This window comes from Bacillus sp. GW823-FHT06A11, from assembly GCF_058795355.1.
In genome coordinates this window covers 499,151-525,317 of sequence record NZ_JBXAHS010000002.1, presented here as the reverse complement: position 1 = coordinate 525,317, position 26,167 = coordinate 499,151, and the positions used below count along the sequence as shown (strand labels likewise).

The window sequence follows — 26,167 nt, the reverse complement described above, 5'->3', positions numbered from 1 at the left end:
TATATTCTCTATCCCACATGAACTAGCAGCATAAACTTGATTAGTTAAACGAATCCTCATTTAAAAGACCCTATAATTAAATTTCCCACCTATAAAAACGTACGTTTAAAACAACAAGAAAGCGCTTACTATTAATTGATAAATAATACTTATTAACAAACAACATATATACTAATTTTCCCATTACATTATGATACATCTTATCATCATAAACTAAAGGAAACAACGAGCTTTTTTTGTCATGTTTTGACTAAAAAAAGCAGGTGATTTCTCATCACCTACTTTCATTCCTACTCATTCAATAAATAATGCTTTCCTTTTACTAAATAAAATACATTTTCAGCAATATTTGTAATATGGTCTGCTACACGCTCAATATATCTCGCCACAAATGATAATTGTGTAATTTGCGTAATTGCTTCTGGTTGTTCCGGAACTGAAGATATAAACTCACGAATTGCTTTTCCATATATTTCATCAACGGAATCATCCATTTCAGCAATTTGTTTCGCGAAAGTTAAATTTTCTTGTTCATATGCTTCTAACGCTAAATGCAACATCTTATTTGCAACCGCAAACATTTCATCCAGGTTGTGCAAACTAACAGTCACTTCTTTTTCCCCAAGACGAATTGTAGCCTTTGCAATATTAACAGCATGATCTGCAATACGCTCTAAATCTGTCGCTGTTTTAATTGAAATAAAGATCCTTCTTAAGTCACTTGCTACAGGTTGCTGCTTCGTAATGAGCATAAGCGCAAGATCGTTTATTTCCTCTTCTAAATTATCCATACGGTAATCACCATCAATGACCTCTAACGCTTTCTCTACATCCCTTGTATGCAGACCTTCCATAGCAATCAATAAAGCCGCATTTGCTAATTCGCCAAGCTCAATCACCTTTTGCTGTAACACTTTTAAATCACCTTGAAACTGTTCTCTTACCATTTTTTCTTCCCCCTCAATATTATGTGCCATTATATACAAAGTGAAACTTTAATCACCCCTCATCAATCGGGCTTTTACAGGCCGCCCGCCCACCTAACTTCTTTGCTTTTGCTGAATTTTGAGGTGTGGTCTTACTGCCCGCAAATAGCGGGATAAACCTCCTACATAACCTCTTACGCTTGTAATAAACCTTAAGATAAAGAGAAGGTATTACTTCCCTATTAAAGTGAGATAAAAATAAGAAATGCCCTCTGTTAAGAGGGCATTTTCTCTTAGCTTTGCAACGATATCAACCAAAGCGACCTGTAATATAATCTTCTGTACGCTTATCTGAAGGCGTCGTAAATAATTTGTTTGTATCTGTATACTCCACAACTTCCCCGCTTAAGAAGAAAGCGGTTTTGTCTGAAATACGCGCTGCTTGTTGCATATTATGCGTTACGATAACAATACTAAAGTCTTTCTTTAACTCTTGAATTAATTCTTCTACTTTTAATGTTGAAATTGGATCTAGTGCCGATGTTGGCTCATCCATTAAAATAACGTCTGGCTCAATAGCTAAGCAACGTGCGATGCATAGACGCTGTTGCTGTCCACCAGATAAACCGTATGCATTATCGTGCAAACGATCTTTTAACTCATCCCAAATCGCTGCTCCGCGTAAACTTTTCTCAACAATTTCATCTAATGTCTTTTTGTCACGGATACCATGGATTTTTGGACCGTATGCTACATTCTCATAAATAGATTTTGGAAATGGATTTGGCTTTTGGAACACCATTCCTACGTGCGTTCTTAATTCTTCAACTGGATATGATTTATCAAATATATTGCGTTCTCTATATTCAATTACACCTGTAGTTCGAACGATCGGTACTAACTCTACCATGCGATTTAACGTTTTTAAGTATGTTGATTTACCACAGCCACTTGGACCGATAATTGCTGTAACTTCATTCTCATGAATACTTAAATTAATATCTTTTAAAGCATGGTCTTCCCCATACCATAAATTTAAGTTTTTCGTATCAAATACTACTTTCTTTGGCGCAGTCTCGATTTTCTCTTCGTTTTTCACCTGTACATTTACTACTGTTGCTACCATTTGAATTCCCCTTTCATCCACTTCCAACTTATTTTCGATTTCGTAACCATAAAACAAATATATTGATAAATAGCAACAAACCTAACAAAACAATCATCCCAGCTGCTGCTACATACTGAAATTCTTCTTGTGGCCTACTCATCCAATTAAAAATTTGAATTGGTAAAACTGTAAATCTATCAAACATACTAAATGGAACATAATTTGCAAACGCAAGTGCCCCAATAACTAATAGTGGTGCTGCTTCTCCAATTGCTCTTGATATCGCTAACGTACAGCCCGTTATAATCCCCGGGAAAGCATATGGCAATACAATTTGATACATCGTTTGCCACTTCGTAGCACCTAATCCGTAAGAACCCTCTAATAATGCACTTGGTACTGATCGGATTGCTTCTTGACTCGCCACAACAACTGTTGGTAAGACGAGTAAACTCATCGTCAGTGCTGCTGCAACTATACTCTCTCCTAAATGAAGAGCATATACAAAAATAGTTAAACCAAGCAATCCAAATACAACGGATGGTACTCCTGCTAACGTTTGATTATTAATCTCTACTATTTTTTTAAATGGAGATTCCTTCGCATATTGCTCTAAATAAAGGGCTGTTCCAACTCCAAATATAAAAGAAACAGGTATAACAATACTCATAAATAATATTGTCCCTGACAAAGCTGCAGCAATACCAGCTTCTTTCGGATTACGTGAAGCGAAATTTGTAAAGAAATCTATTGAAAGATAGCTTATACCTTTTTCAACAATTTGAAACAGTAACACAAACAAAATTACGATTGAAAATAAAATTGCTATATAAAATAACAATTTGTAAATTTGATCTTTTAAAAAGCGTGATGCCATGTTTTTTTGTATTTTTTTATGATTCAACATCCGCATATTATGTCATCCTCCTAAAACGGCGCATAATTGACTGCGAAATGATGTTCATAATAAAAGTAAACAAAAATAATGTTGCACCTACAGCATACATGCTGTAATACGTAATCGTTCCATGCGGAGCATCACCTAAACTTACTTGCACAATATAGGCTGTTAACGTTTGAATAGAATGTGTCGGATCAAGCGATACATTTGGTGTGGATCCTGCCGCAATTACAACAATCATCGTTTCACCAATTGCACGCGAAGCCGCTAATATAATTGCTGCCATAATCCCTGTAAAAGCGGACGGAAACACCACTTGTTTTACCATTTCAAACCGCGTCGCTCCGAGTGCTAATGAAGCTTCTTTCGTCCCTTTCGCCACAGCTCTCATCGCGTCTTCAGATAGAGATGCAACTGTAGGCATCATCATAAATCCGATAACGATTCCTGGGCTAATCGCATTAAAAAACTGTAAATCTGGTATAATCCTTTGTAAAAGCGGCGTAACAATTGTTAATGCAAAAAAACCATATACAATTGTCGGGATACCTGCTAATAGCTCTAACATCGGCTTTAATATTTTCCGTGCACTATTTGAAGCATATTCGCTTAAAAATACGGCACACGCTAAACCGATAGGAATTGCTACAAACATAGCGATTGCTGTTACAAGGAACGTTCCACATATAAGTGGTAATATACCGAATTTAGGATTTTCAAAAAACGGTAACCATTCTTTCTCCGTCAAAAAGGAGTACAATGATATTTTTTGAAAAAACATGATTGTTTCATTAGAGAGCGTAAAAACAATTCCAAGTGTCGTAACAATAGAAACGCTAGCAATTATTTTTAGTAACAAAGGCATTATTCGATTGATTCGCTGTGTTTTTTTTCTTTGTTTTGTATTTCTTTCAATCAAATGTTGTACAGAAAATGTAATTTGACTTTTGTCATTATGAGCCAAAGATGAAAACCCCTTTCCACCCTGACATTACCTTTTTATTTCTGTTAACATACGCAGCTGTTCATTGTATTTTTCTTTTCTTAATTTTACATACCCGACCTCTTCAGCGAGGTTACCAACATGCTGAATCATAAACTCAACATAGTTTGCTACATTCATTTTATTTCGGATAGATGCATTATTCACATAAGTAAGTAGCGGCCTAGATAACGGCTTATACTTCCCTGACTGAATGGTCTCTTTCGTCGGAAATACACCATTCACTTTTATTGCTTTCACCTTATCTCGATTAGCCATATAATAAGCATATCCTACAAAAGCAATGGCATGTTTATCATTCATTACCCCTTGCATAATAACTTGATCATCTTCAGACAAAGAGACTTTTTTTACAATGCGATGATTTTGTAAGATGACATTTTGAAAATAATCATAAGTACCAGAGTCTACGCCTGGTGCATAAAACTTCACTTGTTCACGTGGCCATGTTGAATGAATTTGTGACCATCGCTTCTCTCTTCCATCTTCACTCCACAGTAAACGTAACTCGTCTACTGACATATCGTCTACCCATGTATTGTGCCGATTCACAACAATTGTAAGACCATCGTTAGCGACCTCAAAAGGTGTGAACTGAATAGAGTTTTTCTTCATCTCATTTTTCTCGACTTGTTTCATTACTCTCGAAGCATTATTTATATCTACTTCTCCTTTACTGAAACGATTAAATCCTCCTCCAGTTCCAGAAACACTGATGGAAATTTTCACGTCTGGATGCACCTTTGTATATTCCTCCGCTACTGCTTCTATAATAGGAAAAACCGTTGAGGATCCATCAACTCTCACTTCTCCCATATCATTTAAAGCAAATGCAGTAGACATTTCAAAACAGAGGAACCATATCGATAGTACGAAAATTATAATCGGTGTACGCATCCATTTCACGTGTTCTTCCTCCTAGAAGTAACCGGAAATAACAGGATTACAGATATAAGAATACTGCTAAACTATTAATTCGGTTTTAATTGTTTGTAAAAGTTTTGTAAAGTTCCACATAAATCAACATACGGTACAATTTTAATTCAGTAGTAGCTATTCATTTCCTCTGATGATTCCCCTATAAAATATTTATCCCCTATCCCACCATATACAAGTATCATTTATACGGCCGCGTTTTTTTCAATGTTGTATACTTGTCCACATTTATTACACGATATGCATAAACCATAAAAAAAAGCACACTATCTTTTCAGATAGTGTGCTTTTTTACAACTTTTTTATTCATCATCTTGCTCTTTATTTTTATTGTCTTTATCATCTTTTGGAGCTTCACCATTTACTTCTTTGTTTTTCAAATCAAAGTAAGCGTCCATAATTTCACGACCAATATATCCATTAATACCAGTCTTATCATCATGTACCCACGGAACGACAACAGAGAATGCTACTTCTGGATCTTCAAGTGGCGCATAACCTACTAATGTTAAGTTATATGTTTCCACACGTTCACCGTTTGCCTTTCTACCAATCTCTTTATCTCCGCCATACACAGTTTGCGCGGTACCTGTCTTCCCTGCCGCTTTATATTTTGCACCTGTAAAGTATTTTGTAGCTGTACCACCTGAATCATTATACACTTGTCTAAATCCTTCTTGAACACGTTTAATTTGCGATTCTGGCATATCAACACGATTTAATACTTTCGGTTCCATAGATTGAACAACTTTCCCAACTTCATCCGGTTTCACTGCCGGTTGACGAATTTCTTTTACAACTTGTGGTTGCATACGATATCCGCCATTGGCAATCGTCGAAATATATTGCGCTAATTGAAGCGGTGTATACGTATCATACTGTCCAATTGATAAATCTAGTAAGAAACCTGGTTGACTACTTCTACCCATCTGACCAGCAGATTCATTCGGTAAATCAATTCCTGTTTTTACACCAAGTCCAAACTGTCCGAAATAATAACGCATCGTATCAAATGCTTTTTGAGGTATATCTAACGTACCACCTCTCACATACTGAACACCGGCGATATTCATCGCTGTTTTAAACATATAAACGTTAGAAGACATTTTTAAAGCTGTAAGATCATTAATGTATCCCATCGTTTTCCAAGACGACTTCGTAGGTGTACCTTTTAATTTAATTGGTTCATCCAATTGCACCGATCCTGGTTGAATCGCACCAGTTTGATATCCAGTAAGTACTGTTGCACCTTTTACAGTTGATCCCATCGGATAAGAACTTGTCATGGTACCTAATGCAAAGTCATTTACTTTCGTTTGACCATCTTCGTTAACTAATTGTTTCCCCGCCATAGATAAAACTTCGCCATTTTTTGGGTTCATCATTACAACGAATGCGCGATCTAAAAGAGGTTCGCTTCCTTTAAACCTCATTAAATTCTTCGCAAGAATATCTTCCACGCGCTTTTGTAATTCCATATCAATTGTTAAGTTCAGGTCATTACCACTTTGTCCTTTTGATACATTAATCGTTTCTAAAATATTACCGTTTTTATCTGTAACATTTCTAACTTCTGCTTTCGTACCGTGTAGGCTATCTTCATACTGTTGCTCAAGATAACTTTTTCCTACTCGGTCATTTCGATTATAATCACGAACAAGATAGTAATCTAGTCTTTCTCTAGGTAAGCCTTCATCAGATGTCGACACCCCACCAAGTACACTTCGGAATAAATCATCGTACGTATATTTTCGATCCCAATCAACATTCGTATCTACACCTGGTAATACTGCTAAGTTTTCACTAATAATCGAATATTCCTTTTCTGTAGCATCCTTTTTAATAACTTGAGGTGTCATTGCATATCCGCCATCCATCTTACTCTTAATCGCTAGTATTTCTAGATCTTTTGCGGATAATTGATTAACCTCTTCTTCTGTTACACGACTTCGCTGGCGCTCGTCTAATTCTTTATCATCAATTTTTTTATCTTTAAACTCTTGACGATCTTTATTCGTAATTTTTTCTTTAGCTTCCTCTTTATGCATAGCAAGCCAATAATCCTTTTTATCGCGATCCGTTAATTTATCTGTCGGTACTTCAATCAAATCTGCTAGCTTTTTCGCTGTTTCTAAGCGATCTTCTGCAGTTGATCCTTTCATTTTTGTAAATGTAATAGTACGAATGGCTACATTATCTACTACAGCTCGCCCATAACGGTCAAATATTTTCCCACGCGGTACAGGATTACTTATCGTTGAGTTTTCTTTCTTCTCCACTTCATTCTTATATTCTTCACCACGAACAATTTGTACATATCCGAGCCTTACAATAACCGCGGAGAACATTAAAAACACGCAGAAAAACAGCACGTTTAACCGAAAAGGAACGTGGGTCTTTTTCTTATTTTGCTTCTGTTTCTTGCTCATACAAACCCCCTCTACCAACAGCTATGTAATGTGAAAGGGACACCTTCATACAGGTGTCCTCACTGCTGTCTTACATCTTTTTCTATTCTAGCATAAAACAAACGAGAAGTTAACCTTCTGGTTCAGTTTGGTTTTGCGCGTTCCCTTGCGTTACAACACTTGCTTTACTCGCATTTCCCTCATCATATTTGACATTTTTAACTGCAAAATAAATAAGAAAATGTCCAGCACCTAAAATACATAATAAGTAAGGTAAACTTTTTTCAGGTGGAAAGAATAGTACAGCACATAAAAAACTTAAAATGGAACAGATTCTTCCGGCGTTTAGCCACAGCTCCCGAACAACGACATATTCCACACGCCATTCTCTCGCATTTTTCGCTCTACCAATTACGTCATATGTCATTGATCCGTACGGAACAAGTAAAATAGGATATGCAATTGCAATACATGCCGCATAAATAAGTAATTTCGTGTATGTAACATTGAAAATAACTAAAAAGACGACAGCATATAAAATAATGCCTCCAAGTAAAATTGCTTTTTTTCGCCACTCCTTCTTTAACATACGAGCAACTAAGTAATAACATACAAAGGATACAGCAGAGTTCACTAAACTGTATTTCCCTAATGCAAACTCACTATTAGTTGCTAAATAAACATATACTGAAATGACAAAAATAAACGTTCCTTCTCTCAATCCTTGGAAAAAATGAGCTCGTGTAATCTTTCCCCAATTTTTATCAATCCGTCGTTCTTTCAATACTTGCACGATTTCATAACGCCCTTCACATTCTCTTTTAGATAAAAAGAAGCTTAAGACGACAGCAATTGCAAATAGAACTAATGAAAGAAAGAATATAACAGTATAACCACTCCATTTCTCCATACGTGAAATTGTGTATCCTGCTGCTATTGGTCCGATCATCCCAGAGAAGGATGTAAGAAGTCCAAGAAACCCATTAAAGAAATCTCTTGTTTCTGGTTCTGTAATTTCAAATGTCAATAAGTTAAAAGCCAACCAGTAAAAACCGTATCCTACTCCTAAAAGAGCCCCCATTAATAAAATATACTGAGAAGCACTTTTCCCCGCTACTAAGACAACAATAAAAAAAATTGCGAGCGTTCCTACTCCTATTCGTAATAAAATCGAGCGATCGATACGTTTCGCTAATTTTCCCCCTACAAGAAATGTGAGAGGCTGTAATATAACGCTGGCCAAATTATACAAGCCAAGATTCACATAATTTTGTGTTTGTTTCCATAAATAAATATTTACAAACGTATTCGATAAAGAAATTGCGAGCGTGTATAAACCTCCTATAAGGAGCAATAACACTAAATCCCGATTCACTTCAACGTCACCAATTATATGTTTCCACTTCATACACAACTCTCCTTTACTTCATGTTCTAGTCTTCCAAAGACAAGCTCAATTATGTAAAAGGAAAGCATAGAAAAAAGCTAGGGGTTCTCCCCTAGCTTTTTTCTATATTTATTACAATTATTTTGCTTCTTGGTAACGTTTTTCAGCAGCGTTCCAATCTACAACGTTCCAGAATGCACCGATGTAGTCTGGACGACGGTTTTGGTAGTTTAAGTAGTAAGCATGCTCCCAAACATCTAAACCGATAACTGGCGTTTTACCTTCAGTTAAAGGAGAATCTTGGTTTGGAGTGCTTGTTACTTCTAGCTCACCATTGTTTACTACTAACCAAGCCCAACCAGAACCGAAGCGAGTTGCGCCAGCTTTTGCGAATTCTTCTTTGAATGCATCGAAGCTACCGAATTTTGCTTCAATTGCAGTTGCAAGTTCACCTACAGGTTGTCCTCCGCCGTTTGGAGATAGGATTGTCCAGAAGAATGTATGGTTAGCATGTCCGCCACCATTGTTACGTACTGCTGTACGGATTGCTTCTGGTACTTCGTTTAAGTTTGTAACTAATTCTTCTACGCTTTTGTCAGCTAATTCTGCATGACCTTCTAAAGCAGCGTTTAAGTTTGTAATGTACGTGTTGTGATGTTTTGTATGATGGATGTTCATTGTTTCTTTGTCAAAGTGAGGCTCTAAAGCATCATACGCATAAGGTAAATTTGGTAATTCGTGTTTTGCCATTGTTATATTCCTCCCAGTTTATGTATTGCCACTTAAGTGACATACAACTTCATTCTACCCTAATTGCCATAGGGTGCAAACAAATAAATCACATTGTCTTGCTATCATTAAAGTAGCAAAATTCCCACTTCTTTTCAATTAAAATGCTCATATATTCCGTAAAAAAAGCTTCCTTCTACAAGGAAGCTTCCTGCTAACATAATAAACATGCGAAATGGATATGGACCCTGTAGGACTCGAACCTACGACCGGACGGTTATGAGCCGTCTGCTCTAACCAGCTGAGCTAAGGGTCCACAATTATGTATGTAACAACATATCAAATAAAGGAATTCCTATCGGATATGCCCTTTAAGAAATGTAAGATAAATTTACCATATAGAAAAGAAAAGTGTCAATTGTATTTTTCTTATTTAAAAGAAGAAAGTTAATAAAAAGAAATTTAGTTATCTCCACTATATGTAAATATAATATATCTTGAGATTCTCTAGATTCCTACGTTACAATGATTTTATACATACATAAAGGAAGTGAATCTATGTCCATATTTACCCAATTCGTAAAAAGCATATACTCGCCTAAAGATATGGCGCTATTCCGTTTTCAAAAAATCGGTAAAACCATTTTGTATATTATGCTACTTTGCTTAATTACTACTATTCCAAGAACTTTTTTGTACGGTAGTTTTATCCAAGATGGTGTAGGCATGGTAAATCAAGTCATCGATAAAGATTTACCTGATTTTAAAATTGAAAATGGCGAACTAAAAGCCGATATTGATCAGCCTATTGAAAAAGAAGAAGGAAATGCACTTTTCGTATTTGATCCAAATTCAACAGACCTAGAAAAATATCAAAATAAAACAGGTTTATTTGTTTTAAAAGATAAAGTAGTCTCTATGGGAAATGGTCAAACACAAACGTATTCTTATAACGATTTGTTAGGTGCATCTATTGAGAAAAAAGATCTACAAGAATTTATTTCTTTATTCGATAATATTTATCCAATTTTATTATTTGTTATTGGATTCTTAGTGTACCTATTCCAATTATTCATCACTTTTGTAGGCGTGACTTTACTTGCGTTCATCGGTTCTGCTATGAGCGGTCAACGTAAACTATCCTATAAACAAGTTTGGACACTAACTGCATACAGCTACACAATCCCAACCATTTTCTTCATGATTATGGATTTATTCAAAATCGTCGTACCTGGGGCAACATTCATTTATATCGCTGTTGTTTTAATCGTTCTATACTTAACGATTAAAGAGGTACCCCAACCGAAAGAAAAATAAAAAAATGCCTAAATAGGCATTTTTTTTTTGGACAAGCATATATTCCTAGCAAAGGAGTGAAGAATATGAAGAGGTTAGGTATATTCCTATTCGTGCTTGTTCTCGGTTATATATTTTATTACGATATAAAAATCGGTACTTTACCGATGTTAAGTTCATATAAAAAAACAACTGCTGCCCAAACGATTAAAAAAGAAAACACAGACAGCCAACAAAATAAAGAGAATAAAACAGAAAAAGAAACGGATACATCTTATAAAACAATTGAAGTAAAAACTGGCGAGACAGTTCTTTCTATTACAGAACAAATTAACAAGAAAAAAATTCCTTCCATAGAAAAAGTCATTGACGACTTTAAACAATTAAACAAAAGTACATCTGCTACAAAAATACAAATTGGAAAGTCTTATAAATTCCCGTTATATCAATAAGCCATCACTTAATCCTTGTCAATTACATAAAGGCGCTGATACAATAGTAAAAGTGAAACCGAGCACTTCGGTTTCTATAGCCCTATATCACGTATACTATTATTGATATGAGGGACTAAATAAGAAACTTCTTTTATAAGGAGAGCGATCTATTCGTGAATGAAATGACTCATCGTACAAAAACACGTCCAGTTAAAGTCGGTAATTTAACAATCGGCGGTAATAATGAATTAATTATACAAAGTATGACAACAACAAAAACACATGATGTTGAAGCAACAGTTGCTGAAATCAAGCGTTTAGAAGAAGCTGGCTGTCAAGTCGTCCGTGTTGCCGTTCCAGATGAACGCGCAGCAGATGCTATTGCTGATATAAAAAAACAAATCAACATTCCACTTGTTGCTGATATTCATTTTGATTATCGCCTTGCTTTAAAAGCAATTGAAGGTGGCATCGATAAAGTACGTATCAATCCAGGTAATATTGGTCGTCGCCATAAAGTAGAAGCTGTTGTAAATGCAGCAAAAGAGCGCGGTATTCCAATCCGTATTGGTGTAAACGCTGGTTCATTAGAGCGTCACATTTTAGAAAAATACGGGTACCCAACTGCAGATGGTATGGTTGAGAGCGCGCTACATCATATTAAAATTTTAGAGGACTTAGATTTCCACGATATTATCGTATCTATGAAAGCCTCTGATGTTAACTTAGCAATCGAAGCATACGAGAAAGCTGCTCGCGCTTTTGATTACCCATTACATTTAGGTATTACAGAATCTGGAACATTGTTTGCTGGAACTGTAAAAAGTGCCGCTGGTCTTGGAGCAATCTTAAGTAAAGGCATCGGAAATACACTACGTATTTCATTAAGTGCTGATCCAGTTGAAGAAGTAAAAGTTGCTCGTGAATTATTAAAATCATTCGGTCTTGCTTCTAACGCAGCGACACTTATCTCTTGTCCAACTTGTGGTCGTATTGAAATCGATTTAATTAGCATCGCTAACGAAGTGGAAGAATACATCTCTACACTTCAAGTACCAATTAAAGTTGCAGTACTTGGTTGCGCTGTAAATGGTCCTGGTGAAGCTCGTGAAGCTGATATCGGTATTGCTGGTGCACGTGGAGAGGGATTATTATTCCGTAAAGGGCAAGTCGTTCGTAAAGTACCAGAAGAAACAATGGTAGAAGAACTGAAAAAAGAAATCGACGTAATCGCTGCTGAAATGGCTGCTGAACGAGAAAAAGAAAAAGAAAAAGAGACACAAGAACAATAAAAAGAAGGTTGCCACAATATTTGTGAGCAACCTTCTTTTCTACGTAAAAAAGCTCGTCAGTTATATAACCGACGAGCTTTTACTTTGCACATTTTGGACAACGACCATATATTTCAAACTTATGACCCGTTACTTCATAACCAGTAAAATCTTTATTCATAAAATCCATTGGGCAGGAAGTAATCTCTTTCGTCCCCCCACAATCCAAACAAATAAAATGATGATGATGTTCCATAATAGAACAAGTGAAACGAAAATGTTTTTCACCATTTAATTCCGTTTGTTCTAAAACACCAATCTCAGCAAAAACTGTTAAGTTACGATAAATCGTATCAAAACTAAGCCCTGGATAATCGTCTTTCATATGCTCTAAAACGTCTTTCGCAGTTAAATAACGATTATGTGCTGCAAATAATCTGAGCATCTCTTCTCTTTTTCCAGTATGTTTGTATCCTTTTTCCTTCATTAGGCGTAAAGCTTCTGTTAGATTCATACCTATCCCTACTTTATGCAGTTTTTTTCTTCTTCCATAAAATCGCACCGATTAAAATAAGAACTGCTATCATAACAATTGTACCACCTGGTGCTAGATCAAGTTGATACGAAGCAAACATTCCACCAATTACTGCAATTTCACCAAATAAAATGGAAAAGAAAATTGTTTGTTTAAATCCTTTAGCAATACGAATACTTGCTGCAACTGGTAACGTCATTAATGATGATACGAGAAGAACCCCTACTACACGCATTGATACTGCAATGACAAGAGCAACTAATATAATGAAAATAAAGTGAATCCATTTCGCTCTTAAACCAGTTGATACTGCGTATTCCTCATCAAATGATAGTAGAAACAGCTCTTTATATAATAAAATAATTGTCGCAACAACAACAATTGCTACAATCCCAATAATAATTAAATCCGTACTTGTTACAGCACTGACACTACCAAATAAATAACTAAATAAGTCTGTGTTAAATCCATTTGCAAGTGAAATGAAAATAACTCCAACTCCCATCCCTGCCGAAAGGATAATCGGAATTGCTAATTCTTGATAGTGCTTATATACAGTTCTTAACTTTTCGATTAATAGCGCTCCACCAATTGAAAAAACCATCCCCATATATAAGGGGTTTAAAAATCCACCTGTAAAAATGGTTTTTTCAAGTAATAAACTTGCTGCAATACCTGATAACGTCACGTGACTTAATGCATCCGCAATAAGAGATAAACGACGAATAACAACAAACACACCTATTAGCGGTGCAACAAGTCCAATTAAAATACCTGCGTATAAAGAATTACGTAAAAAGTCATATTGTAAAAAATCTTGTATCATTATATCCTCCCGTGATGCTCATGTTCGTGTTCTAAACGATGAACATGATGTCCATATAAGACGGACATTTCTGCATCTTCTAACTCTCGGAACTTCTCTACATTTCCATGGAAATGTAGATGTTGGTTTAGGCATGCAACATGTGTTACTTTTTCGGTAACAGCTCCCATATCATGAGTAACAAGAATTAATGTGATCCCGAGCCTTTTGTTTAAATCCTCTAATATTTCGTAAAAACTTTCCACATTTTTTACATCGATTCCAACAGTAGGCTCGTCTAAAATAAGCAATTCAGGATCACTAACGAGCGCACGAGCAATAAATACACGCTGTTGCTGTCCACCAGAAAGCTCTCCAATATTACGACCTTGAAACTCACTCATCCCTACATCAGCAATTGCTTTTTCTACCTTTTTCTTATCCTCTTTTGTGAAAAAGCGAAAAAGCCCTTTTTTCGAAACAAGTCCCATTGACACAACTTCAGAAACAGTTGCTGGAAAACCAGAATTGAAACTATTTGCTTTTTGGGATACATAACCAACTTTATTCCATTCCTTAAACTTCTTACTATCAACGCCAAACACACGAATGCTTCCTTCTTTTGGCTTTAAAACGCCTAATAAACACTTAAGTAAAGTTGATTTACCTGAACCATTCGGTCCCACTAAACCTAAAAAAGCTCCCTTCGGAACTTGCAAATTAATATTTTCTAACACATTCCGATCTTCATACCGGAATGTTAAACCTTCAATCTCTAATATATTATTCATAGCATCTCACCTATTTTAATTCAGAATGATTCCGATTTATATCTATTTGAATTATAGTACAGCTTATTATAGTTGTAAACCAATCTGCCTAAAATATATCTATTTTTTCAAGAAACCTTACTATTATAACAAAAAGCAGAGAAAAATTCTCTGCTTTCGAAAAATATTCCTATATATGTTTAGTGAATAGCCGATTTAAACTTACCACCATTTGTCTCTTGCGTGCTCATAATCGTAACAAACGCATTTTCATCAATTTCATGCACAATTGACTTTAACTTCGTCACTTCTAGACGCGTTACAACTGCATAAATAACTTCTTTTTCTTTATCTGTGTAACCACCTTTTGCTACAAGCTTTGTAGTTCCACGGCCGAGTCGATGTAAAATCGCATTTGATACTTCCTCATATTGATCAGATACAATTAAAACTGCTTTCGTTTCATCTAGCCCTTGAATTACTGTATCGATCGTTTTAAATGCAATATAGTACGTCATAACAGAATACATCGCTTGTTCCACACCAAACACAAATGCTGCCCATGCAAAAATAAATAAGTTCACAAACATTACGAATTCACCAACAGAGAACGGTAATTTCTTCGTTAATAAAATCCCCATAATTTCAGTTCCATCTAACGATCCACCATGACGAATTACAAGTCCTACACCAAGACCTAAAATAAGACCACCAAACACAGTCGCTAAAATAGGCTCTGTTGTAAACGGTGGCACCGCATGTAACGTTGACTCAATGAATGCTAACGCTACAATACCAAATGCCGAAGATAACATAAATGTTTTTCCAATTTGCTTATAACCCGAATACATAAATGGGATATTGAGAACAACGACTAAAGTAGAAAAACTTAACCACCAAATATTAGGAGTAAGATAATCTAATATAAGAGAAATACCAATAATTCCACCATCAATAATTTTATTTGGCATTAAAAATAGTTCAATCGCTACCGCTGCGCATGCTGCCCCAAAAATAATCATAACTAAACGATAAATGAGATGAATAACACTTTCTTTTCGATGTTGCTTTTGCTCCATAGGTCCTCCCTTTACTCTTTTTCTGTAGTTTTGTCCTTATATTATAACATACGCTTCTTTTCCTCATGAAAAAAGAAACTCTATACGAATATGTACAAGCTATATGCTCATATATTTCGATAGAAGAACGCGTGAAGGAGGATAACAAGATGAACCTCATTAAACAAATTGTTAATAAAAAATTAAATCATATTTCTACAAAAGAGTTATTAAAATATAGCAAAGAATATGAAGTTTCTATTACGACTGCACAAGCTGACCAAATCGTTTTACTTATGAAAGGTAAAAATATTAATATTTACGATAACAACGAGCGACTAGAGCTCTTAAAACAGATCGCAAAAGTAACTTCCCCTGCCACTGCCCAACAAGTAAATACCTTATTTCAGCAATTACTAAAATAAGGAGGGGAAATCCCCTCCTTATTGCGCTTTAATTTTTTCAAGAAGCCCTTCATCAAAAGTACCGTTTTTCAGCATTTCGATTTCCAATTTGTATGGTGGCTTCTTATCTTTTTTATCTTCCCCTACATACGGTGTTTCAAGAATTTTTGGTACATGCATTAACTGTGGATGATGTACAATGTGATGCAACGCTTTATACCCAATGTGACCAAATCCGATGTTTTCATGACGGTCTTTTCCTGCTCCGCGTACATTTTTACTATCATTAATATGAAGTACTTGTAAACGATCTATACCAACGATCTTATCAAATTCGTTTAATACACCGTCAAAGTCATTTACAATATCATATCCTGCATCGTGCGTATGACACGTATCAAAGCATACAGATAGCTTTTCATTATATTTTACGCCATCAATGATTTTTGCAATTTCTTCAAAGCTACGACCACATTCTGTTCCTTTTCCTGCCATCGTCTCTAACGCAATGTTAACCGTCTGTTCTGGCGTTAGTACTTCATTAAGCCCTTTAATAATTTGTTGAATACCAGCATCTGCTCCAGCCCCAACGTGCGCTCCTGGGTGAAGAACAATTTGTTTCGCTACACCTAATGCCGATGTTCTTTCAATTTCCATACGAAGGAAGTCTACACCTAATTGGAATGTTTCTGGCTTCGTCGTATTCCCAACATTAATAATATACGGCGCATGGACGATAATTTCCTCAATACCATTCAGCTCCATATGTTTTCTTCCTGCTTCTATGTTCAATTCTTCAATTGGTTTTCTTCGTGTATTTTGCGGTGCACCTGTATAAATCATAAACGTTGTTGCACCGTATGAAACAGCCTCTTCACTTGCTGCTAATAACATGTTCTTACCACTCATGGAAACATGAGATCCAATCTTTAACATACAATCACCTCTTCAATATACAATAGATATAATGATAGCATAATTTGTAGAAATATGTAGTGAATTGTTTGTTCACAAAAGACGCACTACACAAATTTATATGAGTATTTAAACAGACTATACTCTTCATTTAAATTAGCGGGATTAAAAAAAGATAAGGGAAACCCCTTATCTTTTTTTATTGCTATATTTTCTCTTCACTTTGTCACGTTCTGTTGCAAGTTTACGTTTATAGTTTGGTTTTACTTTTTTCGGTTTTTTAATAACTTTCGTTGCCATAACATCAAGTTCGTCATTTGGTTTTTTACGGCTCTTACGACGACGACGCTCACCTAAATCCGCCCACTCATCTCCGCGTAAATCTACATGTTTAAACTCGATATGACGTTGTTTTTCTAAGCTATCTAATGCTTCTTCGTTTGCTGGATCATAAATCGTCACTGCAATACCAGAATGCCCCGCACGTGCTGTTCTTCCAACGCGGTGAACGAAGAAATCTAAATCTGATGGTAGCTCATAGTTAATAACATGGCTAATTCCTTCAATATCAATACCACGTGCTGCTAAATCAGTCGCAACAATATATTGGAATTCAAGGTCACGAATTTGTTTCATCATTTTTTTACGATCACGTGGTGATAAATCCCCGTGAATTCGTCCAACTTTTAAGCCGCGTTCCATTAATCCATCAGCAACTTGATCTGCCATTTTTTTCGTATTCGTGAAAACAACTGCTAAATACGGTTTAAATTGAAGTAGCATTTTATTCACTAAATCAATTTTATTACGATGTTTAGAAGGCACTAAATAGTGTTCAATGTTTCCAGCTGCAACTTGTTTTGGATTGATATGAATATGCTCTGGATTCTCCATATATTTCTTCAGAAACGGTTTTAGTTTTTGAGGAATTGTTGCAGAGAAAACTAGCATTTGCAAGTTTTTAGGCATGCGTGCTGCAATTTTATCTACATCGTGAATGAATCCCATATCAAGCATTAAGTCAGCTTCATCGACAATAATCGTATTTGCTTTATGAACAAATAATGCTTGTTCTTCTACTAAGTCTTTAATACGTCCTGGTGTCCCGACTACGATATGAGGTTGTTTTTTCAACTTTTCAATTGAACGTTGTTTATCAGTTCCACCAATTAAACAACGCGCTGTAATCATTTGATCTTCCGCACAGAATTTTGTTAATTTCACAATCTCTTCGTAAATTTGTTGTGCTAACTCACGAGTAGGTGCTGTAATAACAAGTTGTACTTCTTCACGGCTTGCATTAATTCTGTTCAATGTAGGAAGTAAGTATGCATGTGTTTTCCCAGAACCTGTTTGGGATTGTCCAATTACACTTACACCTTTTTTCACGACCGGGAAAATTTTCTGCTGAATTCCTGTCGGCTCTGTAAAGCGTAGTTCACGAACTGCATCTATTAAAAATGGTTTAAAATCATACTGTGTAAAAGTTTGTTGTGTCATAAGTTACACCTTCTTTCTAAATTTCTACTGCGCGCACAAATCAGTCAAGTCTACATTATATCGAAATCTACAAGTAAAATCCATCTTTAGTTTAGGTTTTCCCTTCAAAAACTAACCTTCTTCCCCCTTATTGCATATTGTATGTGTATATACCTAACTGAAGAAAGGAGGATTTCTCACATGTTTCCAAAATCCCCCACAAGACAAATGTATCCAAATCAAGGGCAGCAACCTTATACACCATATCCAATTCCACAACTACCACCGATGGCACAAAAAAAGAAAGGGTTCCTTGCTAAACTCTTTAAAAAACACGATCCAACCGAACCTTACATGCAAATGGTTCCGCCTTATCGACAAATGGAAGGACCGCCACCAATGATGCACCAGCAACCGCCACCTCAATATCGGCAACAATATCAACCCCAATATCAACAGCAATACCCACAGCAGTACTCACAGCAATATCAACCATACATGCAGCAGCATCCAGAGCAAATGATTCCCCCTCAAATGTACGAATCAAACGAAACGCGCGGCGGTGCAACAACTACAGCAGCATCCAGTAGCGGCATCGGCAGTTTTTTTGCGAATTTAATTTCGAATCCAACTAATATGATAAACAATATAGAAAAAGTATCCCAAGTCGTTCAATCTGTAAGCCCTGTCGTCGAACAGTACGGCCCTATTATGCGTAACCTACCAAGCATTGTTAAAATCCTCACCTCTGGAAAAAGTACGGAAGAAGATTCAACTAAAAATCAGGCTGAAGACATAACAGAAAAGGTTGAGGTAGCAACTCCACCTCCTCCACAAAAAAAAAGAAAAAGAAAAAAAATAGTGATTGAGCCAGTCATAGAAAAAGAATTACGAGAGGAGCCTGTTCAAAAAACAGCAACAAAACCAAAACTATATGTGTAACAATCCTTTGTTTTCTATCCACTCCTCCTTTATAATGTAAAAGACTATGCACAAAAGTATCCCTTGTTTAGAAGGAGAGGATTACTCATATGAAAATTGTTAAAATTTCCCCTCGTGGTTATTGCTACGGTGTTGTCGATGCAATGGTAATTGCACGTAACGCCGCATTAGATAAATCATTGCCGAGACCCATTTATATTTTAGGTATGATTGTTCACAATAAACATGTTACAGACGCTTTCGAAGAAGATGGAATCATCACATTAGACGGTCCAAGTCGCTTAGAAATTTTAGATAAAATTGATTCTGGTACTGTTATTTTCACTGCACACGGAGTTTCTCCAGAAGTTAAACAACGCGCAAAAGAAAAAGGTTTAACAACAATCGATGCCACTTGTCCAGATGTTACCAAGACACATGACCTTATCGAAGCTAAGAAAGCGGAAGGGTATCATGTCATTTATATCGGTAAAAAAAATCATCCAGAGCCAGAAGGCGCAGTTGGTATTGCACCTGACATCGTTCACCTTATCGAAAAAGCCGATGATTTAAAAACATTAGAAATCCCAACAGATAAAATTTTAGTAACGAATCAAACAACGATGAGTCAATGGGATGTTCAACATTTAATGGAGGACATTCAAAAAAAATTCCCAACAGCAGAATTCCATAAAGAAATTTGTTTAGCAACTCAAGTTCGCCAAGAAGCTGTCGCTAAACAAGCTGATGTTGCAGACTTAACAATTGTTGTCGGTGATCCGAAAAGTAACAACTCAAACCGTTTAGCACAAGTGTCACAAGAAATTGCTGGTACGAAAGCATACCGCGTTGCAGACGTAAGTGAGATTAAATTAGAGTGGCTACAAGGTGTAGAAAACGTAGCTGTTACAGCAGGTGCTTCTACTCCAACTCCAATTACAAAAGAAGTTATCGCTTTCTTAGATCAATATGACCCAATGAATCCCGCTACATGGGAGAGAGTTCGAAAAGTACCGTTACAAAAAATATTACCTCGTGTAAAAGTGAAAAAAGAACAATAATAAAAACCGTTGCCTATATGAGCAACGGTTTTTATTTTTCTTATACAAATGTAAATGGATCTGTATGTAATTGCGAAGCATGAATGTGTACATTGAGTTTCTTTGCATCCACTTTTTCTTGTAATTGCTTTTGCACACCTTGCTTCATTACTTTTTCAACGTTATGTCCTGGGTCAACTATATTTAAACCGAGCATCATCGCATCATGAGCAACATGATAATACATGTCACCTGTTACATATACATCTGCTCCTTTAAATTTAGCTTGATTGATGTATTTGTTACCATCACCACCAAGTACAGCTACTTTGCGCACTTTATCATCTAATTTCCCAACAACTCGTGCACCCTTTACATCTAATGATTGCTTTACATGTTCTGCAAACTGTCCAAGTGTCATTTCTTCTTTTAAGCATCCTATTTTCCCAAGCCCTAATGTTTCGCCTTTGTTATCAAGTGGATACACATCATACGCTACTTCTTCATATGGATGTGCCGTTACCATTGCTTTAATCACTTTTCGTTGTAGTGAAACTGGAATAATCGTTTCGATCCGCACTTCTTCTACGCGCTCTAACTGTCCAGTTTCCCCTACATAAGGATTTGTCCCCTCTTGAGGTACAAACGTACCTGTACCCTCGCTACTAAACGTACAGTGGCTATAATTGCCGATATGACCAGCACCTGCGTCTCCTAATGCTTTTCGTACTTCCTCTGCATGAGTTACTGGCACAAACACAACAACTTTTTTCATTTCTTCTGCATATGTCGGTGCCAAAACTTCTGTATTTTGCAACCCTAACGCCTCGGCAAGTAAATCATTTACCCCGCCCTTGGCAACATCCACATTTGTATGCGCTGCATAAATGGCAATATCATTTTTAATACACGTTTCAATAATTCTTCCGTACGCTTTATCTGTATGAATCGCTTTTAACGGATTAAAAATTAAAGGATGATGCGCGATAATGACATTCGCCCCTAATTGAATCGCTTCCTCCACAACTTCCTCCGTTACATCTAATGCAATTAATACGTGTTGTACAGATTTATTAAGCGCTCCAATCTGCAGACCAATTTTATCTCCTTCCATCGCCAGATGCTTCGGATACATACTTTCAAATAAAGAAATAATTTCATGGCCGTTTGGAATTTTACTCATGATAAAATCTCCCCTATCATTTTCATTTTCGCTTCTACTTCTGCACGTTTCGCTTTTGTTTCTTCAGAATTAGCCGCACGTTCTAACTGTTTTAAAATATTTTGGAAGTTTTTCAATTCCCCTTCCCATTTTTCAACGAAAGCTTCACTTTTTTCTTTTATTAAAAATGGCCCCATAAACAATCCCGCTTGTTTATTTTCCGAGTAAGGTGCTTCGACATTTCCTCGCTCTCCTACTAAAATCTCATAAATTTTCCCATCTTCTTTTACGATTTTTTCATGGATAAGCTCCCAACCATTTTCAACAAACCATTCACGAATATGATGTGCTGCAATATTCGGCTGTAAAATTAAACGTGTTACACCTTCTAATTTTTCTTTACCACTTTCTAAAATGTCACGAATTAACGCTCCGCCCATTCCAGCAACCGTAATTACATCTACTTCTCCTGGCGCTATAACAGCTAATCCATTCCCTTTACGCACATCTACTTTATCTTGCAAGCCACTTTCAGCTACAGTTGCTTGTGCAGAGCGAAACGGTCCATCTACAACCTCTCCAGCAACTGCTTTTGTAGCAATATTATTTATAATTGTATAACACGGTAAATACGCATGATCCGATCCAATATCAGCAACTGTAGATCCTACCGGTATTTCACGCACAACTTCTTCTAATCGTTTTGAAAGCCTTACTTCATTCATGTATTTCCATTACTCCTTCTCTTGTCAGTCTGTCTCCATGATAATGAATTTATAGTAGTTGTTGCAAGCCTATAACAACAATTCACTTCTCTATCATTCATCGTATTTTAGAAAATATAGAAAAACAAGCCCTTTGCATAAGCAAAAGACTTGTCATACGGAACTTTATTTTTTCTTCGATAACCAATCAGCTACTTTAGTGGCTTGATCAGCTGGAACTATATTAGCAGGCATATTGCCCTTTCCTTTCGAAAGAATTTCTTTAATTTCATCCTTTGAAAGTTTCCCACCAATTTTTTGTAAGTTAGGTCCTACTGCCCCTTGTAACTGATCACCGTGGCAGCTCGTACAGCTTTGCTTCACAATATCCTCTGGTTTTGATGCTGTTTGTGCTGGCTTCCCGCCATTTTTTGCATCAGCTAACTCTTTAGATTTATTTAGCCCCTGAAATGAAAATACAAACATAACGATAATACCCAATGCTGCAATAAGAGCGAACGGAATCAGCGGATTACGTTTCATATCTCTTCTCCCCCCTCTATACCCCTAAATAGTTAGATGATTCAGTCATTTCCATTGTACTTGAAAACGCTCTATCAGAAAAGAGAAAACTACTACTTGTTAAAAATATTCCATAAATTCAGTTTATTGTTTTTTATTGTCATATAGCTTATTATTTCGATAATTATTAACGTTTCTCATCATATTTTTCGCTTTTCTACATATATTTTTGTATAGAATAAACAAAATTAATCGAAAAATCGAAAAATGAGCATTTGCAAATCAAAAGACAATTCTGTAAAATAAATTACAAGAAATTGTAATCGTTGCCGATAGCTAAATTTTAACAAAAATTAACAAAATAAAAAAGTTTACTTCACAAAGGTGAAGTAAACTTAAAAAATAACCTATTCTAAGAAATCCTTAAGACGCTTACTACGACTTGGATGTCTTAATTTGCGAAGTGCTTTTGCTTCAATTTGACGGATACGCTCTCTCGTTACGCCGAATACTTTCCCAACTTCTTCAAGCGTACGAGTTCGTCCATCATCTAAACCGAAACGAAGACGCAGAACATTTTCTTCACGATCTGTTAGTGTATCTAACACATCTTCTAATTGTTCTTTTAGCAATTCATAGGCTGCATGGTCCGCAGGCGATGTTGCTTCTTGGTCTTCAATAAAGTCACCTAAATGGGAGTCATCTTCTTCACCAATTGGTGTTTCAAGAGAAACTGGCTCCTGTGCAATTTTTAAGATTTCACGTACTTTTTCTGGAGCAAGATCCATTTCTTCACCAATCTCTTCAGGAGACGGTTCGCGACCTAAATCTTGTAATAATTGACGTTGTACACGAATTAACTTATTAATCGTTTCAACCATATGAACTGGAATACGAATTGTTCGCGCTTGGTCCGCAATCGCACGTGTAATAGCTTGGCGAATCCACCAAGTTGCATACGTACTAAATTTGAAACCTTTACGATAATCGAACTTTTCAACAGCTTTAATTAGACCCATATTACCTTCTTGAATTAAGTCTAAGAAAAGCATACCACGGCCTACGTAGCGCTTTGCAATACTTACTACAAGACGTAAGTTTGCTTCTGCAAGACGACGTTTCGCTTCTTCATCGCCTTCTTCAATACGCGTTGCAAGTCGAATTTCTTCTTCTGCAGATAGTAAGTCTACACGACCAATTTCTTTTAAATACATACGAACAGGATCGTTGATTTTAACCCCAGGTGGTACACTTAAATCATTGAGGTCAAACTCTTCTTCTGTTTTTGTAATTTGGCGATTATTAGGGCCTTCTTCGTTGTCATTATCACCAACTAAGTCAATGCCTTGTTCACCTAAATATTCATAGTATTCATCCATTTGATCGGATTCAATTTCAAATCCATTCATGCGTTCTGCAATCTCTTCATATGTAAGAACGCCACGTTTTTTTCCGAGCTCAGTGAGTTGTTCTTTCACTTGCTCAAGGGTCATTTCAGTTTCAATTTGTTTAGAACGAGCTGGTTTGTCAGCCATCTGTTCCCCTCCTTACGCGAGATACAAACATTCATTATACTAAAACTTTATCAAAAAAGCTATTTTCTCGCTTTTTGATTTTGTAAATATGCTACATAATATTTAGCAGCCTCTACAGGATCTGTTTTTTCCATTTGTTTCACTTTAAAGATGATCTCCATCTTTTCAAGTTTTTCCTGATGCCGTCTAAGCGTCTCCAAATGGCCTTGCAACACTTCTTCTGTGTATTCTGGATTAATAAATTCATCCGTCGAAATATCAGTGATAATATTTTTCAACTTTTCATCAGAGAGCCAACTTAAAAATGTTCCGACTGAAGGTTCATTTCCCTTTTCATAATATGCGTATAGTTCATATAAAATCCCTTTATGTTCTTCTGTATGAAAATCTTCTATATGGGATTCCATACGAACAGCTACTTCTGCACTTTGCAACATATGGTAAATAATTTCTCTTTCCGCTCTTTCAAAACCTGTTAACTTCGGTTTTGTTTGAACGACTTGAGACGGTTTAGCAACCTGCTTTATTTGTTTTTGCTGTACCTTTTGTTCTTTGCGATATTGGTGCAATTGATTCAAAAGTGTTTCCATTGAATACGAAAATTCTTGCGATAATGACTTCAAATATGACTCTGCCTGCATCGCATCTTGTAACAACGATAACTCTTTTAAAACACTTTTCACATATTCTTCTTTGCCAGACTCATCTTGCAAATTTTTCCCTAAACGCAAATAATTTATTTTAAAACCAACAAAACTCACACTTGATTTCACAAGATTTTCAAAAGCGGTAGTCCCATATTGTTGCACATATTCATCAGGATCAAGCTTATCTGGCAAGGATGTGACTTTCACTTGGCAACCAACTTTTAGCAATAATTGCCCTGCTTTCATCGTCGCTTCTCGCCCTGCTTTATCACCATCATAGCAAAGAACAACAGTTTCAACGTTACGTCGCAGAAGTTTTGCTTGTTCTTCAGTTAAAGCTGTTCCCATTGTCGCAACAGCTTCTTCCACACCACTTTTTACCGCAGCTAGTACATCGGGATATCCTTCAAAAAGAACCACTTGCCCACGCTTTCTAATAAACGGTCTTGCTTGGTGGAAGTTATACAACAATTTACTTTTGTGAAAAATCGGTGTTTCAGGGCTATTTAAATATTTCGGAGTGTCATCTCCTAACGCCCTTCCACTAAACGCTATCACCTTACCTTGTAACGTATAGATCGGGAACATAACTCTTCCACGGAAGCGATCGTAATGACTACCATCCTTCTCACTTCTTATTAGAAGGCCAGCTTGTTCCATACTAGACAGCGATAAACCTCTTTTTTGTAAAATTTTCGTCGCTGCATCCCAAGCAGGTGATGCATAACCAATTTCAAACTTCTCAATCATCTCTTTCGTAATACCACGGTTTAATAAATATGAAAGTGCTTCATTTCCCTCTTCCGTATTTACTAATAAATGATGATAATACTTTTTCAATAATTCATGAGCTTGTTGCATGATGACAGTGTCATCAGATATGTCTTCTTGTTGTCCTTGTCCTGATGTGTACTCTGCAACCGCAATTCCATTTCTTTCGCCTAGCTTTTGAACAGCCTCGGTAAAAGCCAGTCCTTCCATTTTCATTAGAAAGGAAAATACATTTCCACCTTCTCCACATCCGAAGCAATGAAAAATTTGCTTATCAGATGAAACAGAGAATGAAGGAGAATTCTCACCATGAAATGGACAAAGGCCGAAATAGTTACGCCCCTGTTTTCTAAGTTGAACGTATTCACCAATGACTTCTACAATATCGGATGATGTCCGAATCTGTTCAACAACTTCTTCGGGAATTCTGTTCCCCATAACTCCATCTCCGTGTCGTATTTTGTATTCGATATAAATTAAAAAATTCCTTTATAATTCGA

The 26,167-nt window shown here is 36.3% G+C and carries 25 protein-coding genes and 1 tRNA gene; 6 read left to right on the top strand and 20 right to left on the bottom strand.

Translation table 11 applies throughout. The annotated features are described in order from the left end of the window. Positions 1-290: 290 nt before the first annotated feature. From phoU to AC1Q8L_RS11150, 9 genes are all read right to left on the bottom strand, one after another. Positions 291-947: a phosphate signaling complex protein PhoU gene (phoU, locus tag AC1Q8L_RS11190; protein WP_098311707.1), complete on the bottom strand. Its 657-nt coding sequence runs from the start codon at positions 945-947 to the stop codon at positions 291-293. Positions 948-1,236: 289 nt separating this feature from the next. Then, positions 1,237-2,052, bottom strand: coding sequence for a phosphate ABC transporter ATP-binding protein (gene pstB / locus AC1Q8L_RS11185; protein ID WP_000226681.1), 816 nt, complete (start codon positions 2,050-2,052; stop codon positions 1,237-1,239). 28 nt (positions 2,053-2,080) lie between these two features. After that, entirely contained in the window at positions 2,081-2,947 is an 867-nt protein-coding gene (pstA, locus tag AC1Q8L_RS11180; RefSeq protein WP_097853905.1) for a phosphate ABC transporter permease PstA, read from the bottom strand. Between the two features lies 1 nt (position 2,948). After that, entirely contained in the window at positions 2,949-3,899 is a 951-nt protein-coding gene (pstC, locus tag AC1Q8L_RS11175; RefSeq protein ID WP_000940904.1) for a phosphate ABC transporter permease subunit PstC, read from the bottom strand. A gap of 27 nt (positions 3,900-3,926) precedes the next feature. Continuing rightward, complete coding sequence (locus AC1Q8L_RS11170; protein ID WP_206702091.1) at positions 3,927-4,835, bottom strand: PstS family phosphate ABC transporter substrate-binding protein; 909 nt, start codon at positions 4,833-4,835, stop codon at positions 3,927-3,929. 341 nt (positions 4,836-5,176) lie between these two features. Next, a complete protein-coding gene (locus AC1Q8L_RS11165; RefSeq protein WP_000038978.1) occupies positions 5,177-7,303 on the bottom strand; it encodes a peptidoglycan D,D-transpeptidase FtsI family protein in 2,127 nt (708 codons plus the stop codon). Between the two features lie 109 nt (positions 7,304-7,412). Beyond that, positions 7,413-8,690: an MFS transporter gene (locus AC1Q8L_RS11160; RefSeq protein ID WP_000871362.1), complete on the bottom strand. Its 1,278-nt coding sequence runs from the start codon at positions 8,688-8,690 to the stop codon at positions 7,413-7,415. 117 nt (positions 8,691-8,807) lie between these two features. Beyond that, complete coding sequence (gene sodA, locus AC1Q8L_RS11155) at positions 8,808-9,419, bottom strand: superoxide dismutase [Mn] (RefSeq protein ID WP_001052036.1); 612 nt, start codon at positions 9,417-9,419, stop codon at positions 8,808-8,810. Positions 9,420-9,640: 221 nt separating this feature from the next. Further along, positions 9,641-9,714, bottom strand: a tRNA-Ile gene (locus AC1Q8L_RS11150). A 242-nt stretch (positions 9,715-9,956) separates the two neighbouring features. Here AC1Q8L_RS11150 and yqgB point away from each other — a divergent pair. The 3 genes from yqgB (at position 9,957) to ispG (ending at position 12,420) form a co-directional block, all read left to right on the top strand. Beyond that, entirely contained in the window at positions 9,957-10,715 is a 759-nt protein-coding gene (gene yqgB / locus AC1Q8L_RS11145; protein WP_000021893.1) for a protein YqgB, read from the top strand. Between the two features lie 65 nt (positions 10,716-10,780). Next, positions 10,781-11,146 carry a protein YqfZ gene (yqfZ, locus tag AC1Q8L_RS11140; protein ID WP_000825415.1) on the top strand — a complete coding sequence of 122 codons (366 nt, stop codon included), beginning with the start codon at positions 10,781-10,783 and terminating at the stop codon, positions 11,144-11,146. Positions 11,147-11,310: 164 nt separating this feature from the next. Then, positions 11,311-12,420, top strand: coding sequence for a flavodoxin-dependent (E)-4-hydroxy-3-methylbut-2-enyl-diphosphate synthase (gene ispG, locus AC1Q8L_RS11135; RefSeq protein WP_170955788.1), 1,110 nt, complete (start codon positions 11,311-11,313; stop codon positions 12,418-12,420). 79 nt (positions 12,421-12,499) lie between these two features. On the opposite strand, the gene AC1Q8L_RS11130 is transcribed toward ispG, so the two are convergent. The 4 genes from AC1Q8L_RS11130 to AC1Q8L_RS11115 form a co-directional block, all read right to left on the bottom strand. Continuing rightward, positions 12,500-12,913 carry a Fur family transcriptional regulator gene (locus AC1Q8L_RS11130; RefSeq protein ID WP_001054516.1) on the bottom strand — a complete coding sequence of 138 codons (414 nt, stop codon included), beginning with the start codon at positions 12,911-12,913 and terminating at the stop codon, positions 12,500-12,502. A 13-nt stretch (positions 12,914-12,926) separates the two neighbouring features. Next, positions 12,927-13,760: a metal ABC transporter permease gene (locus tag AC1Q8L_RS11125; protein WP_000613817.1), complete on the bottom strand. Its 834-nt coding sequence runs from the start codon at positions 13,758-13,760 to the stop codon at positions 12,927-12,929. Further along, positions 13,760-14,530, bottom strand: a complete 771-nt coding sequence (locus AC1Q8L_RS11120) for a metal ABC transporter ATP-binding protein (RefSeq protein ID WP_001059662.1) — start codon at positions 14,528-14,530, stop codon at positions 13,760-13,762. The genes AC1Q8L_RS11125 and AC1Q8L_RS11120 overlap by 1 nt, the downstream gene beginning before the upstream one ends. Positions 14,531-14,709: 179 nt before the next feature. Further along, the gene (locus tag AC1Q8L_RS11115) at positions 14,710-15,588 is read right to left on the bottom strand and encodes a YitT family protein (RefSeq protein WP_000435960.1); all 879 of its coding nucleotides are present in this window, start codon (positions 15,586-15,588) and stop codon (positions 14,710-14,712) included. A gap of 149 nt (positions 15,589-15,737) precedes the next feature. Here AC1Q8L_RS11115 and AC1Q8L_RS11110 point away from each other — a divergent pair, with 149 nt between their 5' ends. Further along, a complete protein-coding gene (locus AC1Q8L_RS11110) occupies positions 15,738-15,992 on the top strand; it encodes a DUF2624 domain-containing protein (protein ID WP_001048958.1) in 255 nt (84 codons plus the stop codon). Between the two features lie 18 nt (positions 15,993-16,010). On the opposite strand, the gene AC1Q8L_RS11105 is transcribed toward AC1Q8L_RS11110, so the two are convergent. Beyond that, positions 16,011-16,907, bottom strand: a complete 897-nt coding sequence (locus AC1Q8L_RS11105; protein ID WP_000912471.1) for a deoxyribonuclease IV — start codon at positions 16,905-16,907, stop codon at positions 16,011-16,013. Between the two features lie 168 nt (positions 16,908-17,075). After that, the gene (locus tag AC1Q8L_RS11100; protein ID WP_000194023.1) at positions 17,076-18,386 is read right to left on the bottom strand and encodes a DEAD/DEAH box helicase; all 1,311 of its coding nucleotides are present in this window, start codon (positions 18,384-18,386) and stop codon (positions 17,076-17,078) included. Between the two features lie 180 nt (positions 18,387-18,566). On the opposite strand from AC1Q8L_RS11100, the gene vrrA reads away from it, so the two are divergent. Beyond that, positions 18,567-19,307, top strand: coding sequence for a VrrA/YqfQ family protein (gene vrrA / locus AC1Q8L_RS11095; protein WP_000484180.1), 741 nt, complete (start codon positions 18,567-18,569; stop codon positions 19,305-19,307). Positions 19,308-19,396: 89 nt separating this feature from the next. Further along, a complete protein-coding gene (locus tag AC1Q8L_RS11090; RefSeq protein ID WP_000706657.1) occupies positions 19,397-20,347 on the top strand; it encodes a 4-hydroxy-3-methylbut-2-enyl diphosphate reductase in 951 nt (316 codons plus the stop codon). Positions 20,348-20,387: 40 nt separating this feature from the next. Here the strand turns inward: AC1Q8L_RS11090 and AC1Q8L_RS11085 are convergent, their stop codons facing one another. The 5 genes from AC1Q8L_RS11085 to dnaG all read right to left on the bottom strand — a co-directional run bounded on the left by AC1Q8L_RS11085 (position 20,388) and on the right by dnaG (position 26,105). Then, on the bottom strand, positions 20,388-21,509 hold the full coding sequence (locus AC1Q8L_RS11085; protein WP_000036247.1) for a Nif3-like dinuclear metal center hexameric protein: 1,122 nt from the start codon (positions 21,507-21,509) through the stop codon (positions 20,388-20,390). Then, on the bottom strand, positions 21,506-22,213 hold the full coding sequence (locus AC1Q8L_RS11080; protein ID WP_001006801.1) for a tRNA (adenine(22)-N(1))-methyltransferase: 708 nt from the start codon (positions 22,211-22,213) through the stop codon (positions 21,506-21,508). The genes AC1Q8L_RS11085 and AC1Q8L_RS11080 overlap by 4 nt, the downstream gene beginning before the upstream one ends. Before the next feature lie 165 nt (positions 22,214-22,378). Beyond that, complete coding sequence (gene cccA, locus AC1Q8L_RS11075) at positions 22,379-22,735, bottom strand: cytochrome c550 (RefSeq protein WP_000828142.1); 357 nt, start codon at positions 22,733-22,735, stop codon at positions 22,379-22,381. Between the two features lie 386 nt (positions 22,736-23,121). Continuing rightward, positions 23,122-24,249, bottom strand: coding sequence for an RNA polymerase sigma factor RpoD (gene rpoD / locus AC1Q8L_RS11070; protein WP_000764066.1), 1,128 nt, complete (start codon positions 24,247-24,249; stop codon positions 23,122-23,124). 59 nt (positions 24,250-24,308) lie between these two features. Further along, positions 24,309-26,105, bottom strand: a complete 1,797-nt coding sequence (gene dnaG / locus AC1Q8L_RS11065; RefSeq protein ID WP_098311708.1) for a DNA primase — start codon at positions 26,103-26,105, stop codon at positions 24,309-24,311. Positions 26,106-26,167: the final 62 nt, after the last annotated feature.

Coding starts and splice junctions, on each gene's coding strand:
- AC1Q8L_RS11110 (WP_001048958.1), top strand. CDS start 15,738: ATGAACCTCATTAAACAAATTGTTAATAAAAAATTAAATCATATTTCT.
- AC1Q8L_RS11130 (WP_001054516.1), bottom strand. CDS start 12,913: ATGAATCTAACAGAAGCTTTACGCCTAATGAAGGAAAAAGGATACAAA.
- AC1Q8L_RS11170 (WP_206702091.1), bottom strand. CDS start 4,835: ATGCGTACACCGATTATAATTTTCGTACTATCGATATGGTTCCTCTGT.
- AC1Q8L_RS11100 (WP_000194023.1), bottom strand. CDS start 18,386: ATGACACAACAAACTTTTACACAGTATGATTTTAAACCATTTTTAATA.
- cccA (WP_000828142.1), bottom strand. CDS start 22,735: ATGAAACGTAATCCGCTGATTCCGTTCGCTCTTATTGCAGCATTGGGT.
- phoU (WP_098311707.1), bottom strand. CDS start 947: ATGGTAAGAGAACAGTTTCAAGGTGATTTAAAAGTGTTACAGCAAAAG.
- AC1Q8L_RS11085 (WP_000036247.1), bottom strand. CDS start 21,509: ATGAGTAAAATTCCAAACGGCCATGAAATTATTTCTTTATTTGAAAGT.
- pstA (WP_097853905.1), bottom strand. CDS start 2,947: ATGCGGATGTTGAATCATAAAAAAATACAAAAAAACATGGCATCACGC.
- rpoD (WP_000764066.1), bottom strand. CDS start 24,249: ATGGCTGACAAACCAGCTCGTTCTAAACAAATTGAAACTGAAATGACC.
- yqfZ (WP_000825415.1), top strand. CDS start 10,781: ATGAAGAGGTTAGGTATATTCCTATTCGTGCTTGTTCTCGGTTATATA.
- dnaG (WP_098311708.1), bottom strand. CDS start 26,105: ATGGGGAACAGAATTCCCGAAGAAGTTGTTGAACAGATTCGGACATCA.
- AC1Q8L_RS11080 (WP_001006801.1), bottom strand. CDS start 22,213: ATGAATGAAGTAAGGCTTTCAAAACGATTAGAAGAAGTTGTGCGTGAA.
- sodA (WP_001052036.1), bottom strand. CDS start 9,419: ATGGCAAAACACGAATTACCAAATTTACCTTATGCGTATGATGCTTTA.
- AC1Q8L_RS11165 (WP_000038978.1), bottom strand. CDS start 7,303: ATGAGCAAGAAACAGAAGCAAAATAAGAAAAAGACCCACGTTCCTTTT.
- AC1Q8L_RS11115 (WP_000435960.1), bottom strand. CDS start 15,588: ATGGAGCAAAAGCAACATCGAAAAGAAAGTGTTATTCATCTCATTTAT.
- AC1Q8L_RS11105 (WP_000912471.1), bottom strand. CDS start 16,907: ATGTTAAAGATTGGATCTCATGTTTCCATGAGTGGTAAGAACATGTTA.
- AC1Q8L_RS11120 (WP_001059662.1), bottom strand. CDS start 14,530: ATGAATAATATATTAGAGATTGAAGGTTTAACATTCCGGTATGAAGAT.
- ispG (WP_170955788.1), top strand. CDS start 11,311: ATGACTCATCGTACAAAAACACGTCCAGTTAAAGTCGGTAATTTAACA.
- AC1Q8L_RS11125 (WP_000613817.1), bottom strand. CDS start 13,760: ATGATACAAGATTTTTTACAATATGACTTTTTACGTAATTCTTTATAC.
- pstB (WP_000226681.1), bottom strand. CDS start 2,052: ATGGTAGCAACAGTAGTAAATGTACAGGTGAAAAACGAAGAGAAAATC.
- AC1Q8L_RS11160 (WP_000871362.1), bottom strand. CDS start 8,690: ATGAAGTGGAAACATATAATTGGTGACGTTGAAGTGAATCGGGATTTA.
- AC1Q8L_RS11090 (WP_000706657.1), top strand. CDS start 19,397: ATGAAAATTGTTAAAATTTCCCCTCGTGGTTATTGCTACGGTGTTGTC.
- yqgB (WP_000021893.1), top strand. CDS start 9,957: ATGTCCATATTTACCCAATTCGTAAAAAGCATATACTCGCCTAAAGAT.
- vrrA (WP_000484180.1), top strand. CDS start 18,567: ATGTTTCCAAAATCCCCCACAAGACAAATGTATCCAAATCAAGGGCAG.